General features: G+C 60.5%; 12 protein-coding genes. All 12 read left to right on the forward strand.

Features of this window, described 5'->3' with window-relative positions; genetic code table 11:
* The coding region (locus tag GHO03_RS16270) for a methyl-accepting chemotaxis protein (protein WP_372241759.1) at positions 1-540 on the forward strand (540 nt) is incomplete at its 5' end.
* 156 nt (positions 541-696) lie between these two features.
* The gene (locus GHO03_RS16275) at positions 697-2463 is read left to right on the forward strand and encodes a protein-disulfide reductase DsbD (RefSeq protein WP_153400190.1); all 1767 of its coding nucleotides are present in this window, start codon (positions 697-699) and stop codon (positions 2461-2463) included.
* 130 nt (positions 2464-2593) lie between these two features.
* Entirely contained in the window at positions 2594-3049 is a 456-nt protein-coding gene (aroQ, locus tag GHO03_RS16280; protein ID WP_048360251.1) for a type II 3-dehydroquinate dehydratase, read from the forward strand.
* A 25-nt stretch (positions 3050-3074) separates the two neighbouring features.
* Positions 3075-3533, forward strand: coding sequence for an acetyl-CoA carboxylase biotin carboxyl carrier protein (gene accB, locus GHO03_RS16285; RefSeq protein WP_095001030.1), 459 nt, complete (start codon positions 3075-3077; stop codon positions 3531-3533).
* Between the two features lie 17 nt (positions 3534-3550).
* A complete protein-coding gene (accC, locus tag GHO03_RS16290) occupies positions 3551-4909 on the forward strand; it encodes an acetyl-CoA carboxylase biotin carboxylase subunit (RefSeq protein WP_095001029.1) in 1359 nt (452 codons plus the stop codon).
* 272 nt (positions 4910-5181) lie between these two features.
* Entirely contained in the window at positions 5182-6060 is an 879-nt protein-coding gene (gene prmA / locus GHO03_RS16295) for a 50S ribosomal protein L11 methyltransferase (protein ID WP_095019748.1), read from the forward strand.
* A 30-nt stretch (positions 6061-6090) separates the two neighbouring features.
* Positions 6091-7344 (forward strand): DUF3426 domain-containing protein, encoded by a 1254-nt coding sequence (locus tag GHO03_RS16300; RefSeq protein WP_153328521.1) that lies wholly within the window; start codon positions 6091-6093, stop codon positions 7342-7344.
* Between the two features lie 197 nt (positions 7345-7541).
* Complete coding sequence (dusB, locus tag GHO03_RS16305; RefSeq protein ID WP_095020812.1) at positions 7542-8555, forward strand: tRNA dihydrouridine synthase DusB; 1014 nt, start codon at positions 7542-7544, stop codon at positions 8553-8555.
* Complete coding sequence (gene fis, locus GHO03_RS16310) at positions 8552-8872, forward strand: DNA-binding transcriptional regulator Fis (protein WP_003439210.1); 321 nt, start codon at positions 8552-8554, stop codon at positions 8870-8872. Before dusB ends, fis begins: the two co-directional genes overlap by 4 nt.
* A gap of 81 nt (positions 8873-8953) precedes the next feature.
* The gene (gene purH, locus GHO03_RS16315) at positions 8954-10561 is read left to right on the forward strand and encodes a bifunctional phosphoribosylaminoimidazolecarboxamide formyltransferase/IMP cyclohydrolase (RefSeq protein ID WP_095019746.1); all 1608 of its coding nucleotides are present in this window, start codon (positions 8954-8956) and stop codon (positions 10559-10561) included.
* Between the two features lie 183 nt (positions 10562-10744).
* Complete coding sequence (gene purD, locus GHO03_RS16320; protein ID WP_153400191.1) at positions 10745-12043, forward strand: phosphoribosylamine--glycine ligase; 1299 nt, start codon at positions 10745-10747, stop codon at positions 12041-12043.
* 99 nt (positions 12044-12142) lie between these two features.
* Entirely contained in the window at positions 12143-14923 is a 2781-nt protein-coding gene (locus tag GHO03_RS16325) for a hybrid sensor histidine kinase/response regulator (RefSeq protein ID WP_095001024.1), read from the forward strand.
* The last annotated feature ends 19 nt before the right edge of the window (positions 14924-14942 follow it).

Genomic DNA, 14942 nt, shown 5'->3' on the forward strand with positions numbered 1-14942 from the left:
CGCCTGGCCGAAGAGTCGGCCACCATCGGTGGCGTGTTGACGGTGATTCGATCGATTGCCGACCAGACCAACCTGCTGGCCTTGAATGCCGCTATCGAAGCGGCCCGCGCCGGTGAAATGGGCCGCGGCTTTGCCGTGGTCGCGGAAGAAGTGCGCTCGCTGGCACAGCGCACCGCAGGCGCGACCAACGAAATCCAGACCCTGATTGGCGGCCTGCAACTGGCCGCCCGCCAATCGGTTGAGGGCATCCGCGCACAAGTGACCCACGCCCGGGCCACCGCCCAGCAAGCCCAGGACGCAGATGGGGCACTGGATGAAATTGTCGGGGCGATTGCCACCATCTCCACTACCGCCGTACGCATCGCCGACGTCACTGCCCAGCAAACCGGGGCGGTGAGCGAGATTCGCGACCACAGCGAGCGCATTCACGTGCTGGGGGACGAAAACCTGCAACGCATCGGCATTGCCCGCGACCAGAGCCAGCAGCTACTGACGCTGGGGTCAGAACTCAACACCGCGGTGCAGGCGTTTCGGGTGTAACCCGCCCCCCTTGTGGGAGCGGGCTTGCTCGCGATACCGACGACTCGGTCTACCTGCATGACCACGGTGATGCAATCGCGAGCAAGCCCGCTCCCACACACCCACATACCCATGCACCGCGCTATCATGCCCGCACGTTTGCTTTGCGAGATTCCTATGCGCCGCCTGCTTTTGCTCCTGTGTCTGCTGTTTGCCGTGCCTGCCATGGGCGCGGGCTTGCTGGATAACCGCCCCAGCGCAACCCTGGGCGCCATCAACAACAGCAGCGACTTTCTGCCAGTACGCGAAGCCTTCAAGCTCAACCTCATCAGCAGCACACCCGAGTCGATCAAGCTGCGCTTCGTGCCCACCGAAGGCTATTACCTGTACCGGCACAAGTTCGCCTTCAAGACCGAACCCGCCGATATCGCCCTGGGCACCGCACAACTGCCCCCCGGCGAAGCCAAACACGATGAGTACTTTGGCGATGTCGAGGTCTATCACGGCATTCTTGACGTCGATATCCCGCGCCCGGCCAAAGACCAGCGCCCCTTCACTCTGGTGGTCACCTACCAGGGCTGTGCCGACAAGGGCCTGTGCTACCCGCCGGAAACCGAACGCCTGAGCATCGATGGCAGCACAGCCACCAGCACCGGCGAACCGGCAACCGCGTGGAACTGGCGCGAACTGGCGCTGTTTTTCCTGGCCGGCCTGGGCCTGACATTTACTCCCTGCGTACTGCCTATGCTGCCGATTCTGTCGGGCGTGGTGTTGCGCGGCCAGGTGGGCGGGCTGCGCGGCTTCAGCCTGTCGCTGGCCTACGTGCTGCCGATGGCGGCCTGCTTTGCCCTGCTGGGCGCCTTGATGGGCATGTTCGGTGCGCAACTCAATTTGCAGGCACGTTTGCAATCGGTGTGGGTGCTGGTGCCTTTCGCGCTGTTCTTCGCCATTTTCGCCCTCGCCATGTTCGGTGTATTTGAACTGAAACTGCCGCAAGCCATCAGCAATCGCCTCGACCGTGTCGCCAATCGCACCCAGGGTGGCTCGCTGTGGGGCGCGGCGGTGCTTGGCGTGGTCTCCAGCCTGCTGGTTTCTCCTTGTGTATCGGCGCCGCTGGCCGGGGCGCTGCTGTATATCAGTGCCAGTGGCGATGCGCTGGGCGGAGGCTTGAAACTGTTCGCCCTGGGCCTGGGGATGGGCGCACCGTTGCTGTTGGTCGCAACCGGTGGTGCGGCCTGGCTGCCAAAAAGCGGACCGTGGCTGGTCAGTGTGAAAAACGCGATTGGCGTACTGCTGCTCGGCCTGGCAATCGGCCTGCTCAGCCGCGTGCTGCCCGGGCCGGTCACGCTGCTGCTGATCGGCGCGCTGGCGGCGGGTGTCAGTTTGTTCCTTGGCACCCTCGAGTTCACCAGCAAAGCCCCGTGCCAGCGTCTGGCTCAACTGCTGGGCCTGTTTTTACTGATCTATGCCCTGGCCTGCTGGTTTGGCGCCCTGAGCGGTCAGAGCGATCCGCTCAACCCCATCGGCCATTCCCAACCGGTTGCCAGCGCCGCAAATGGTTCTGCAGTACCAGCAGGCCAATGGCTCACTGTCAGCACCCCGGCCGAACTGGACAGCGCACTGGCCCAGGCCAAAGCCGCTGGGCAACCACTGTTGCTGGACTGGTACGCCGACTGGTGCATCAGTTGCAAAGTGATCGAACATGAGGTGCTGAATAACCCCAGGGTGCTGGATCTGCTCAAGGGTTACCGACTGGTGCGTTTCGATATGACTGCCAGCAATGCCGAACAACGCGCCCTGCTCGATCACTACAAATTGTTCGGCCCTCCGGCACTGATGTTCTTCGGCAAGGAGGGAGCCGAAATAAGTGACCAACGGGTCATCGGCGAGATCAATGCCGCGGACTTCGCCGAACGTGTTGCGATCGCGAATGACCAGATCTAGAGCCTCAGTCACAAACTTTTCGCGAACATCGGTCATCGTGCTGGCTATTGCAGTTAACTGGACAGCGAATCCGCTTTTCGGCATAGTCGCCCGGCACTGACAACTGCACACAGATAATAAGGAACAGCAGATGGCGACTTTCCTGGTACTACACGGCCCCAACCTGAACCTGCTCGGCACCCGCGAGCCGGGCGTCTACGGCGCTACCACCCTGGCGCAAATCAATCAGGATCTGGAACAAAGGGCCCGTGATGCCGGCCACCATTTGCTCTACCTGCAAAGCAACGCCGAGTATGAATTGATCGACCGCGTACACGCTGCCCGCAACGAAGGGGTGGATTTTATTCTGATCAACCCGGCGGCTTTTACCCACACCAGCGTGGCATTACGTGACGCGCTGCTGGCGGTGAGCATCCCATTCATCGAAGTGCATTTGTCTAACGTGCACAAACGCGAACCTTTCCGCCATCACTCCTACTTCTCCGACGTTGCGGTAGGTGTGATCTGCGGCCTTGGCGCCAGCGGTTATCGACTGGCCTTGGAGGCCGCCCTGGAACAGCTTGAACTACAAGCTAAACGCCCCTGACCGACCCATTGGGAGTTGACGATTCATGGATATCCGTAAAGTTAAGAAACTGATCGAGCTGCTGGAAGAGTCCGGCATCGACGAGCTGGAAATCAAAGAAGGCGAAGAGTCCGTACGTATCAGCCGTCACAGCAAGACACCTGCCCAGCAGTACTACGCGCCAGCCCCAATGCAAGCGCCTGCTGCAGCGCCAGTGGCTGTTGCCCCGGTTGCCACCGTGACCGAAGCGCCTGCTGCACCGAAACTGAACGGTTTTGTGGTCAAGTCGCCAATGGTCGGTACCTTCTACCGCACCCCGGCGCCTACCTCGCCTGCCTTCGTTGAAGTGGGCCAGACCGTCAAGGTCGGCGACACCATTTGCATCGTGGAAGCGATGAAAATGATGAACCACATCACCGCCGAAAAAGCCGGTGTTATCGAATCCATCCTGGTAGAAAACGGTCAGCCGGTTGAGTTCGACCAACCGCTGTTCACCATCGTTTGAACCACGGGGAGCCAACGATGTTGAAGCCTCAGAAGCTGGAAAAAGTCCTGATCGCCAACCGTGGCGAGATTGCTTTGCGCATCCTGCGGGCGTGCAAGGAAATGGGGATCAAGACTGTCGCGGTGTACTCCACTGCCGACAAAGAGCTGATGCACCTGGGCCTGGCAGACGAAACCGTCTGCATCGGTCCGGCACCGGCCAACCTGTCTTACCTGCACATTCCGGCCATCATCGCGGCCGCGGAAGTGACCGGTGCCACGGCGATTCACCCGGGCTACGGCTTTTTGGCTGAAAACGCCGACTTCGCCGAACAGGTCGAGAAATCCGGTTTTGCCTTCATCGGCCCGAAAGCCGACACCATTCGCCTGATGGGCGACAAGGTATCGGCCAAGCACGCCATGATCGCAGCAGGCGTTCCGACCGTTCCAGGTTCTGACGGCCCGCTGCCGGAAGACCCTGAAACCGCATTGCGCATTGGCCGTGAAGTCGGCTATCCGGTAATCATCAAGGCCGCTGGCGGCGGTGGTGGTCGCGGTATGCGCGTTGTGCACCGTGAAGAAGACCTGATCGAAGCTGCCAAACAGACCCGCGAAGAAGCCGGCGCCTGGTTCAGCAACCCGATGGTCTATCTCGAGAAATACCTGACCAATCCGCGTCACGTGGAAGTTCAGGTCATTTCCGACGGCCAGGGCAATGCCATCCACCTGGGCGACCGCGATTGCTCGCTGCAACGTCGTCACCAGAAAGTGCTGGAAGAAGCTCCGGCACCGGGCATCGACGAAACCGCACGCGCCGAAGTTCTGGCACGTTGCGTACAGGCCTGTGTAGACATCAACTACCGCGGCGCGGGTACTTTCGAGTTCCTGTACGAGAACGGTCGTTTCTACTTCATCGAGATGAACACTCGTGTGCAAGTAGAGCACCCGGTGTCCGAAATGGTCACTGGCATCGACATCCTCAAAGAGATGTTGAGCATCGCAGCCGGCAACAAGCTGTCCTTCACCCAGGCTGACGTGAACATTCACGGTCACTCGCTGGAGTGCCGGATCAACGCGGAAGACCCGGCGACGTTCATGCCGAGCCCTGGCATGGTCAAGCACTTCCACGCTCCGGGCGGCAACGGCGTTCGCGTCGATTCGCACCTGTACAGCGGCTACAAGGTTCCGTCCAACTACGACTCCCTGATCGGCAAGCTGATCACCTGGGGCTCGACCCGTGACGAAGCCATGGCGCGCATGCGCAATGCCCTGGACGAAATCGTGGTCGACGGGATCAAAACCAACATCCCGTTGCACCGTGATCTGGTGAATGACGAAGGCTTCTGCAAAGGCGGCGTCAACATTCACTACCTGGAACACAAACTGGCTAACCAGTAAGTTTGTATTCTGATCAACAAAGCCGCTTTCGAGCGGCTTTGTTGTTTCTGCAAGGCAGGTAACTGCCCTTGTGGGAGCGGGCTTGCTCGCGATGACCTCACACGGGCCAACCTGCCAGACCAGGTCGCCTGTATCGCGAGCAAGCCCGCTCCCACCAGGGATCCGTTGCATTCATCGTTTTTTGATTACCCCCCATGCCTACGCTCGCGTAAACTTGCGCGCTTCTCGCGGCCCGACCGGCTGCACACTCCAATTTTTCAAAGGTGCCCGCCATGCCTTGGCTGCAAGTACGCCTCGCCATCAGCCCGGAACAAGCCGAAACCTACGAAGACGCGTTCCTCGAAGTCGGTGCCGTTTCGGTTACGTTCATGGACGCCGAAGACCAACCGATCTTCGAACCTGAGCTCAACACCACCCCGCTGTGGTCGCACACCCATTTGCTGGCACTGTTCGAAGGCGGCACCGAAGCCGAACTCGTACTCTCCCATCTGGAACTGCTGACCGGTTCGCCACTGCCTGAGCATCACGCCGAAGTGATCGAAGACCAGGACTGGGAACGCAGCTGGATGGACAATTTCCACCCGATGCGTTTTGGCCAGCGCCTGTGGATCGTGCCAAGCTGGCACGCGGCTCCCGAGCCGGATGCCGTCAACCTGCTGCTCGATCCGGGCCTGGCTTTCGGCACCGGCACCCACCCGACCACCGCCCTGTGCCTGGAATGGCTGGACGGTCAGGACCTGAAAGACTGCAACGTGCTGGACTTCGGCTGCGGCTCGGGCATCCTCGCCATCGCAGCCCTGTTGCTGGGAGCCAAGGAAGCCGTCGGCACCGATATCGACGTGCAGGCGCTGGAAGCCTCACGCGACAACGCCAACCGCAACGGCATCGACCCGGCCCTGTTCCCGCTGTACCTGCCGCAAGACATGCCACAAGTGCAGGCCGATGTCGTGGTCGCCAACATCCTCGCCGGCCCACTGGTTGCTTTGGCCCCGCAACTGTCGAGCCTGGTCAAACCGGGTGGTCGCCTGGCACTGTCGGGCATCCTCGCCGAACAGGGCGAAGAAGTGGCCGCCGCTTACGCCCAGGACTTCGATCTGGACCCGATTGCCAATCGCGATGGCTGGGTGCGCATCAGCGGCCGTCGGCGCTAGAATGAAACCATGCCCAATCCGGATGGCCGCATGAGCGATAGCTTCGTTACCCAGTGCCCACATTGCCAGACCAGTTTTCGCGTCAGCCATGCCCAATTGGGCATGGCGCGCGGTGTGGTGCGCTGTGGCGCCTGCCTGCAAGTGTTCAATGCCGCGCAGCAGCTGCTGAACCAGAGCACTGAAACAGGGCAGCCGCCCGCCGTGGAGATGCCCGTCGTCGCCGCACCCGAAGTGATCGAACCTGCCCCTGTCGAAGCACCTGCCCCAACCGTGCCGGTCAACCCGGCACCGTGGCAGACCAGCACGATCGATCTCGACCATCTGGATCTGGACGAAGAACTGGCCAAGCTCGAAGAGCGTGAAATCCAGCCCAGCAAAAGCTTTGGCCAACCGCACAAGCCCAAAACCACGTCGCTAAGCGCTCGTCGCGAAACCTCTGACGCAGAAGAAGGTGAGTGGTCAGACAGCCTGTTCAGCGAATCTGCGGCAGACCGCGCCGAATCCGCCAAGGTTGCCGGGCAAGCCGCCGAGATTGCACAAACCGGACGCACCGAGCCGTCATTGTCACTGGACCTCGATGAACCCGACGATACCCCGCCGCTTCAGCTTTCCCTGGACGACGACCTCGAACCGCCGCTGACAGGCGAACGACTGTCTGCCACCGAGGACGAGGACGACGCACTCCCTGAGCCTGCGCCCGTCAGCAAGGACAGACGCAAACGCAATGAACCGGCCATGGGCGAAGACCCGCTGATGGATCTGGTGGACGATCCGCTGCAGCTGGACTGGCAAAAACGCCGTACGCCCTGGGGCAAACGCCTGCTCTGGAGCTTGCTGGTACTCCTGGCCGCAGCCGCACTGGCCGGGCAGTACATTGCCAACCACTTCGACGAACTGGCACGCCAGGACCAGTACCGCCCGATCTTCCAGCAGCTGTGCCCGCAGATCGGCTGTACGGTGCCCTCCAAGGTCGATATCGACCGGATCAAGAGCAGCAATCTGGTGGTACGCAGTCATCCGGAATTCGCCGGTGCGCTGGTGGTGGATGCAATCCTCTACAATCGCGCACCGTTCTCTCAGCCCTTCCCGCTGCTGGAGCTGCGATTTGCCGATCTCAACGGCAAAATGATCGCCAGTCGTCGGTTTAAACCTGGCGAATACCTCAGCGGCGACTTGGCCAAAGCCGAAATGCCACCGCAAACCCCTATCCACATTGCTCTGGACATCCTCGACCCGGGCCCCAAGGCCGTGAACTACAGCCTGAGTTTTCACTCGCCCGAATGAGCGGGTTTCGCACAAGTTGCTAGCTTTAAGCTGTAACCGACACGTTTAAAGCGCACCGGCTTGCCGCTTGACCCTTGAAACTTGCTGCTTATTGTTCAAAATTCACTCAATTGCAGCTTTAACCAGTCATCGAGAGCGGGTATCATGCCAACCCTTTTTCGAACTCCCAAGATCCGGCCCCACAACAGGGAAGTCCTATGTCGGCGGTACGCATCGGCCCATATACATTGAACAACGGTTTGATTCTCGCCCCCATGGCGGGTGTCACCGACCAGCCCTTTCGTCAGCTTTGCCGACGCATGGGTGCAGGCCTGGTTGTTTCGGAAATGGTCACCAGTGACATGAGTCTCTGGAACAGTCGCAAATCGCGCCTGCGCATGATTCACGACGGTGATCCCGAGCCACGCTCGGTACAGATCGCCGGCGGTGATGCGCAAATGCTGGCAGACGCCGCCAGAGCCAATGTGGAGCTGGGCGCACAGATTATTGATATCAACATGGGTTGCCCGGCAAAGAAGGTCTGCAACAAGGCCGCCGGCTCCGCGTTGCTGAAAGACGAAGCACTGGTAAACGAGATCCTGCAGGCCGTCGTGGCTGCGGTTGATGTGCCGGTTACCCTGAAGATCCGCACCGGCTGGGACCGGGACAACAAGAACGGCATCACGGTGGCAAAGATCGCCGAACAAGCCGGGATCAGCGCACTGGCGGTGCACGGCAGAACCCGTGCCGACCTGTACACCGGTGATGCCGAGTACGACACCATTGCCGCGATCAAGCAGGCCGTGTCGATACCGGTGTTTGCCAACGGCGATATCGATTCACCCCAAAAGGCCCTGCACGTGCTGAGCGCGACCGGGGCTGACGGACTGTTGATTGGCAGGGCGGCCCAGGGGCGGCCCTGGATTTTCCGCGAAGTCGATCACTTTCTGCGTACCGGGCAACTGCTGCCGGCACCGGAGATGATCGAAGTGGAACGTATTCTGCTAGAGCACCTGGCTGCATTGCACACCTTCTATGGGGAGGTGCTGGGCGTACGTATCGCCCGTAAGCATGTCGGGTGGTATCTGGCAACCTTGCCGGGCGCCAAGGAGTTTCGCGCCCACTTCAATCGTTTGGAAGATACGGAAGCACAATGCGCCAACGTTCAGGCGTTTTTCGCCGAACGACACAAGAGCCTGGTGACAGGGGACGAAGGATGGGTGGCCGCATGACGATGATGACCGAGACATTAGTGAGTGGAACAACGCCCGTGAGCGACAACGTCAACTTGAAACAGCACCTCAATACACCGAGCGAAGAAGGCCAGACCCTTCGCGGGAGTGTCGAGAAGGCGCTGCACAATTATTTCGCCCATCTGGAGGGCGCTGAAGTCACGGACGTCTACAACCTGGTACTTTCCGAAGTCGAGGCTCCCCTTCTCGAGTGCGTCATGAACTACGTCAAGGGCAACCAGACCAAGGCCTCCGAGCTGCTGGGCCTCAATCGCGGCACCTTGCGCAAAAAGCTCAAACAGTACGATCTGCTGTAAGCATTCAATCAAAACTGAAAGGCGTCCTGATAAAACAGGCCGCCTTTTTTGCTGACTCCTTTGCTTTTGATGGAAATCGAGATGACCGATCAGACTACCCGCCTGCCGATCCGCCGCGCTCTAATCAGCGTTTCCGACAAAACCGGAATCCTTGATTTCGCCCGTGAACTGGAAGCCCTCGGCGTCGAGATCCTGTCCACTGGCGGTACCTTCAAGCTGCTGCAAGACAACGGTGTGGCCGCTGTTGAAGTCGCGGACTACACCGGCTTTGCAGAAATGATGGACGGTCGGGTGAAAACCCTGCATCCGAAAATCCACGGCGGCATCCTGGGCCGTCGCGGCATCGACGACGACATCATGAATGAGCACGGCATCAAGCCGATCGACCTGGTCGCGGTCAACCTCTACCCGTTCGAAGCCACCATCTCCAAACCAGGTTGCGACCTGCCGACTGCCATCGAGAACATCGATATCGGTGGCCCGACCATGGTTCGCTCGGCAGCGAAAAACCACAAAGACGTGGCCATCGTGGTCAATGCCAGCGACTACGCCAATGTTCTGGAAAACCTCAAGGCCGGCGGCCTGACCTACGCGCAGCGTTTCGACCTGATGCTCAAGGCCTTCGAACACACTGCCGCCTACGACGGCATGATCGCCAACTACCTGGGCACCGTGAACCAGGCTGCTGAAACACTGAGCACCGAAGACCGCGGCCTGTTCCCGCGCACCTTCAACAGCCAGTTCATCAAGGCCCAGGAAATGCGCTACGGCGAGAACCCGCACCAGAAAGCGGCGTTCTACGTTGAAGCCAAGCCGACCGAAGTCAGCATTGCCACTGCAACCCAGCTGCAAGGCAAGGAACTGTCGTTCAACAACGTGGCCGATACCGATGCCGCGCTGGAATGTGTAAAAAGCTTTGTCAAACCGGCATGCGTCATCGTCAAGCACGCCAACCCGTGCGGCGTTGCCGTCAGCCCGGACGCCGAAGGCGGCATTCGCCAGGCCTACGAGCTGGCATACGCCACGGATACCGAGTCGGCTTTCGGCGGCATTATCGCTTTCAACCGTGAGCTGGACGCCGAAACGGCCAAGGCCATTGTCGAGCGTCAGTTCGTTGAAGTGATCATCGCCCCGTCCGTGAGCGAAGAAGCCCGCGCCATCGTGGCCGCCAAAGCCAACGTGCGCCTGCTGGCCTGCGGCCAGTGGAGCGAAGATCGCGCCCCGGCCTGGGACTTCAAACGCGTTAACGGCGGTTTGCTGGTACAGAGCCGCGACATCGAGATGATCGGCAGCGAAGACCTGAAAGTCGTGACCAAGCGCGCCCCGAGCGAGCAAGAGATCAACGACCTGATCTTTGCCTGGAAAGTGGCCAAGTACGTAAAATCCAACGCCATTGTTTACGCCAAGGGTCGTCAGACCATCGGTGTCGGCGCAGGCCAGATGAGCCGCGTAAACTCGGCCCGTATCGCTGCGATCAAGGCTGAACACGCCGGCCTGCAAGTGCAGGGCGCGGTCATGGCATCGGACGCATTCTTCCCGTTCCGTGACGGCATCGACAACGCAGCCAAAGCCGGTATCACTGCCGTGATCCAGCCAGGCGGCTCGATGCGTGACAACGAAGTGATTGCAGCCGCTGACGAAGCGGGCATTGCCATGGTGTTCACCGGCATGCGCCACTTCCGTCACTAACAGCACGATCCCATGTAGGCACCGGCTTTTGTGGGAGCTGGCTTGCCTGCGACAGCAACACCTCGGTAGTGTCTGAAACACCGAGGTGCCTGTATCGCGGGCAAGCCCGGCTCCCACAAAAGCCCGGCCTTCAGGCACCTCAGCGGTGCTCATCAGAATTCAGCGTCATCCGAGGTTTTTGAAATGAATGTTTTGATCATTGGCAGCGGTGGCCGCGAACACGCACTGGCCTGGAAAGTAGCTCAGGACCCACGTGTCGCCAAAGTATTCGTTGCCCCGGGCAACGCCGGCACCGCCATTGAAGCCAAATGCGAGAACGTCTCCATCGACGTGCTGGCCCTTGAGCAACTGGCAGACTTTGCCGAGAAAAACGTTTCCCTGACCATCGTGGGCCCGGAAGTCCCGCTGGTTGCCGGTGTGGTTGACCTGTTCCGCTCCCGTGGCCTGGACTGCTTCGGCCCGACCGCTGGCGCTGCCCAGCTGGAAGGCTCCAAGGCGTTCACCAAAGACTTCCTGGCGCGTCACAAGATCCCGACCGCCGACTACCAGAACTTCACCGAAATCGAACCGGCTCTGGCTTACCTGCAGAAAGTCGGCGCGCCGATCGTGATCAAGGCTGATGGCCTGGCTGCCGGCAAAGGCGTTATCGTCGCCATGACCCTGGCCGAAGCCGAAGACGCCGTGCGTGACATGCTCGCAGGCAACGCCTTTGGCGAAGCCGGTTCGCGCGTGGTGATCGAAGAGTTCCTCGACGGCGAAGAAGCCAGCTTTATCGTGATGGTCGACGGCAAGAACGTATTGCCGATGGCCACCAGCCAGGACCACAAGCGTGTCGGCGACGGCGACACCGGCCCGAACACCGGAGGCATGGGCGCTTACTCCCCTGCCCCGGTGGTCACCGCTGACGTTCATCAGCGCGTCATGGACCTGGTCATCTGGCCAACTGTGCGTGGCATGGCCGAAGAAGGCAACGTCTACACCGGTTTCCTGTACGCAGGGCTGATGATCGACAAGGCCGGTAACCCGAAAGTGATCGAGTTCAACTGCCGCTTCGGCGATCCGGAAACCCAACCGGTGATGCTGCGCCTGCAATCGAGCCTGGTGCTGCTGGTTGAAGCGGCTCTGGCTCAAGCGCTGGACAAGGTTGAAGCGCAATGGGATCCGCGCCCGAGCCTGGGTATCGTGCTGGCCGCCGGCGGCTACCCTGGCGATTACGCCAAAGGTACTGTCATCCAGGGTCTGGACGCAGCCGCCAAGCTGGAAGGCAAAGTGTTCCATGCCGGTACTGCACTCAATCAAGCCGGTGAGGTGGTGACCTCGGGGGGTCGCGTGTTGTGCGCAACCGCCATGGGCGACACCGTAGAAGCGGCACAGCACAAGGCTTACGAGCTGGCCAAGGCCATCGAGTGGGAGGGTTGCTTCTACCGTAACGATATCGGCTACCGTGCCATTGCTCGCGAACGTGGTGAACCTCAGGAGTAAACACTCCATACGGATAGGCGGGGCGTCTGCGCCCTTGCCTAACCGTTCCAGGCCCGCGCATAGTTACCGTCTAGCTTCAATCCATGAAGGGATTTCGCCGTGCGCTGGCTCAGGATCGCCATAGCTTTTACCGCCGCCCTACTGGCCACTGTGCTTGGCATGATGCCTGCGCAAGCCGCTACAGCGACCAGTTGGTCTGTTCTGTCAGACCCGCAGGCCAGCCTGCAACTGAGCGATGTACGCTCCCCTCGCCTGTCCAGCCAGTTCAGCCCTGTCGACCTTGACCGCATTGGTGCTGCTGAACCCGGCGAAGCCTTGTGGCTGCGCGTACGCCTGCAACCCGACAAGCACGAGCAGATCCTGCGGCTGTTTGCCCCTGACCTGGCGCGCCTGGACATGTATGTATTCGATGATCAAAAACTGATCAGCGAAATCAACACCGGCTCGGCATTGCCCACCAACCGCAAACCGGTGCCCAGCAGTGACTACCTGCTGCCCCTGCCGCAAAGCGCCGAACCGCTGGATGTTTACCTGCGCATGGTCTCTGACCACCAGCTGCGCCCCCACATTACTCTCGACACTGCCGTGATGCTGGCCGCCAGCCAGAGCAAGCCCCTGCTCTATGGCCTGTTGCTGGGCTGCATGACGATGCTGTTGCTGCACAACATTGTGCGCTTTGCCTTCAGCCGCTCACCCAGCAGCCTGTGGCTGGCGATCTGCGAAGCATTGCTCATGGCCAGTTCAGTGTTGTTCCTGAACCTGCTCGACCCCTGGCTGGGGCAGTGGCACAGCCTGCAAACCCCGGGCGCCTACCTGACACTGCTGCTGACCGCCCCGTGCGGGCTGATGTTCACCTATAGTTTTTTCGCGAGTCGCGGTGCCCATCGGCTGCTCAAACTGCTGCTGCTGGACATTCTTATTATCGCCCTCGGTGGCCTGTTGCTGCTGTTTATCGACAACCTGCCGCTAAACCTCATTACCTATGCCCTGGTCGGACTGGCAAGTGTCAGCATTCTGGCCGTATCGGTTTACCACTGGCAAAAGGGCTACAAACCGGCACGCATGTTTGCCATGGCGATGGTGATTTTCAATATCGGCACCCTGGTGATTCTCCCGGCGCTGCTGGGCCTGACCCTCATCGCACCGCAGGAGCTGGTGCTGGCGCTGATGTGCGTGGTGTGCATCAGCGGCTTGCTGATGAGCTTCGCCCTGAGCGAACGCAACCGCAGCATCACCCAGGCCCAGTTCAGCATCAGCCGCGAACTGGCGGCCAGCACGGCCGAAGTCAATGCCAAGGCCGAGTTCCTGTCCAAGATCAGCCATGAAATCCGCACCCCCATGAACGGCGTGCTGGGCATGACCGAGCTGCTGCTGGGCACACCGCTTTCGGTCAAGCAGCGCGACTACGTACAGACCATCCACAGCGCCGGTAATGAGCTGCTCACGCTGATCAACGAAATCCTCGACATCTCCAAGCTTGAGTCAGGGCAGATCGAACTGGATGACGTGCAGTTCGACCTCAATGCCCTGATCGAGGATTGCCTGAGCATCTTCCGCACCAAGGCCGAACAGCAGAACGTCGAACTCATCAGCTTTATCCAGCCACAAGTGCCACGGGTGATCAGCGGCGACCCCACACGCTTGCGCCAGACCCTGCTCAGCCTGCTCGAAAGCTCCCTGAAAAAGACCGACGAGGGTGAGATCCTGATCGTCGTGGCCCTTGAGGAGCGCAATGGCCCGCCACGCTTGCGCATTGCCATCCAGGACTCCGGCCAGCCGATGGATGAGCAGGAGCGTGACGCCCTGTTGCACGCCGAACTGCACAGCAAGAACTTCCTTGCCGCCACCCGCCTGGGCGGCCACCTGGGGCTGGTGATCGCCCGCCAGCTGATCATGCTGATGGGCGGCGAATTCGGCATAAAGTCCGGTCAAACCACCGGCAGCAACCTGTGGCTGACCCTGCCCCTGGACCCGCAACACCTGGAACACCCCACCTCGGACCTCGACAGCCCGCTCAAAGGCGCGCGGGTACTGGTGGTGGACGACAACGACACCTGCCGCAAAGTGCTGGTGCAGCAATGCTCCGCCTGGGGCTTGAATGTCAGCGCCGCCGCCTCGGGCAAGGAAGCCCTGGCCTTGCTGCGCACCAAGGCGCACTTGCGAGACTACTTCGACATCGTCCTGCTGGACCAGAACATGCCCGGCATGACCGGCATGCAACTGGCCGCCAAGATCAAGGAAGACCCGAGCCTCAATCACGACATCCTGCTGGTCATGCTCACCGGTATCAGTAATGCCCCTAGCAAGATCATTGCGCGTAACTGCGGGATCAAGCGCATCCTCGCCAAGCCGGTGGCCGGCTACACCCTCAAGACCACCCTGGCGGACGAACTGACCCAGCGCAACAAAGGCCATGCCGCCGCACAAACCACCGCCAATGGCCCCGCTGCCGTTGCGGTCTCCGTGCCCGGCGACTTCCGCATTCTGGTGGCCGAAGACAACAATATCTCGACCAAGGTTATCCGCGGCATGCTGGGCAAGCTCAACCTGAACCCGGACACGGCCTGCAATGGTGCCGAAGCGCTCAAGGCGATGAAGACCCAGCGCTATGACCTGGTGCTGATGGACTGTGAGATGCCGGTACTCGACGGGTTTTCTGCCACCGAGCAGTTGCGCGCCTGGGAAGTCAGCCACCAGCGGGTACGAACTCCGGTTGTCGCCCTGACCGCCCACATCCTTACCGAACACAAGGAACGCGCCCGGCAGGCCGGTATGGACGGGCATATGTCCAAACCCGTGGAACTGTCGCAACTGCGCGAACTGGTGGAGTTTTGGGTCGAACAACGTGAGCTGCGTCAATCCCGTACGCAACTGTCCTAACAGACAGCCAATCCCCCTG

The organism is Pseudomonas sp. FSL R10-1339, assembly GCF_009600545.1.
Classification (GTDB): Bacteria; Pseudomonadota; Gammaproteobacteria; order Pseudomonadales; family Pseudomonadaceae; genus Aquipseudomonas; species Aquipseudomonas bubulae.

What these genes read in the sequence shown, in the direction of transcription:
- accB (WP_095001030.1), top strand. Translation starts at nt 3,075, where the DNA reads ATGGATATCCGTAAAGTTAAGAAACTGATCGAGCTGCTGGAAGAGTCC.
- fis (WP_003439210.1), top strand. Translation starts at nt 8,552, where the DNA reads ATGACGATGATGACCGAGACATTAGTGAGTGGAACAACGCCCGTGAGC.
- purH (WP_095019746.1), top strand. Translation starts at nt 8,954, where the DNA reads ATGACCGATCAGACTACCCGCCTGCCGATCCGCCGCGCTCTAATCAGC.
- accC (WP_095001029.1), top strand. Translation starts at nt 3,551, where the DNA reads ATGTTGAAGCCTCAGAAGCTGGAAAAAGTCCTGATCGCCAACCGTGGC.
- dusB (WP_095020812.1), top strand. Translation starts at nt 7,542, where the DNA reads ATGTCGGCGGTACGCATCGGCCCATATACATTGAACAACGGTTTGATT.
- GHO03_RS16275 (WP_153400190.1), top strand. Translation starts at nt 697, where the DNA reads ATGCGCCGCCTGCTTTTGCTCCTGTGTCTGCTGTTTGCCGTGCCTGCC.
- GHO03_RS16300 (WP_153328521.1), top strand. Translation starts at nt 6,091, where the DNA reads ATGAGCGATAGCTTCGTTACCCAGTGCCCACATTGCCAGACCAGTTTT.
- purD (WP_153400191.1), top strand. Translation starts at nt 10,745, where the DNA reads ATGAATGTTTTGATCATTGGCAGCGGTGGCCGCGAACACGCACTGGCC.
- aroQ (WP_048360251.1), top strand. Translation starts at nt 2,594, where the DNA reads ATGGCGACTTTCCTGGTACTACACGGCCCCAACCTGAACCTGCTCGGC.
- prmA (WP_095019748.1), top strand. Translation starts at nt 5,182, where the DNA reads ATGCCTTGGCTGCAAGTACGCCTCGCCATCAGCCCGGAACAAGCCGAA.